The following is a 410-nucleotide window of genomic DNA, read 5'->3' as shown; positions in this document are numbered from 1 at the left end:
GCCTTTGCTTTAATTATTCCGATTTTAGCTGGTTTCATTGCACGTAGTATTGCAGATAAACCAGGTTTTGCAGCTGGTTTAGTTGGTGGTATGTTAGCTATTTCTGGAGGTTCTGGATTTATTGGTGGAATTATTGCAGGTTTCTTAGCAGGTTATTTAACTCAAGGAATTAAATATATTACACGTAAATTGCCACAAGCAATTGAAGGCTTGAAACCTACTTTAATCTATCCATTGCTTTCTGTTTCAATTACTGGATTATTAATGGTGTATGTCTTTAATCCGCCAGCAGCTTGGTTAAATCATTTGTTATTAAATGGTTTAAATAGTTTGTCAGGCTCTAATATTATGTTACTTGGTCTTGTGATTGGAGCTATGATGGCAATTGACATGGGCGGTCCATTTAATAA

The 410-nt window shown here is 35.1% G+C and carries 1 protein-coding gene; it reads left to right on the top strand.

Going from position 1 to position 410, the window contains the following annotated elements:
* Positions 1-410 (top strand): PTS transporter subunit EIIC (locus CHM34_RS18665; RefSeq protein ID WP_169713844.1); only part of this gene is annotated, 410 nt, incomplete at both ends.

The organism is Paludifilum halophilum, from assembly GCF_002245355.1.
Taxonomy (GTDB): Bacteria; Bacillota; Bacilli; order Thermoactinomycetales; family DSM-45169; genus Paludifilum; species Paludifilum halophilum.
This window is presented reverse-complemented; position numbering and strand designations above follow the sequence as displayed.